The 643-nt window shown below is 36.1% G+C and carries 1 protein-coding gene; it reads left to right on the top strand.

Annotated features, from left to right (window positions below; genetic code table 11):
* Positions 1-14 precede the first annotated feature (14 nt).
* Positions 15-643: restriction endonuclease subunit S (locus DW159_RS13570; RefSeq protein ID WP_199412505.1), on the top strand; the 629-nt coding region annotated here is incomplete at its 3' end.

The raw sequence follows: 643 nt of genomic DNA, 5'->3' as shown, positions 1-643 counted from the left end.
TGAGAAATACTCAAATGGCTGTTTTAGATGGACTTATCAAAGCCCGATTTGTAGAGATGTTTGGTGATCCTGTTCAGAACGAAAAAGGATGGAAGACAAAGCCTCTGTTGGATATGGGAAACTGTAAAAATGGAATGAATTTTCATTATGATGATTGTGGAGTTGAAATTAATTGCTTGGGAGTAGGTGATTTTAAGGATTTATCTGTAATAGAGAATACAGAGATACTTCCAATGGTGTCGTTGAATGAGATGCCTTCAGAGGAATACTTATTGAAGGATGATGATATTGTCTTTGTACGTTCAAATGGTAATAAGGCACTGGTTGGTAGAAGTTTAGCAGTATATCCAGGAGATGTGCCAACTGCTTTTAGTGGTTTTTGTATTAGATATAGAAAACATGATGATGAAGTAACAGTACCATATTTGTTAAGGGTGTTAAAAGCAGAGTCAATTAGATTAAAGATGGCAGGGCGAGGAGCAAATATTCAAAATCTTAATCAACAGATATTAGAAACTTTGATAATTCCAGTGCCTCCAAAAGAATTGCAACTTGAATTTGCAGCCTTCGTCCACCAAGTCGACAAATCAAAAGTTGTTGTGCAAAAGGCTCTTGATGAGGCACAGTTATTGTTCGATAGTTT

Origin of the sequence: Coprococcus sp. AM14-16 (genome assembly GCF_003434675.1) — a bacterium.
GTDB classification, from domain to species: Bacteria; Bacillota; Clostridia; order Lachnospirales; family Lachnospiraceae; genus Coprococcus; species Coprococcus aceti.
This window is presented reverse-complemented; position numbering and strand designations above follow the sequence as displayed.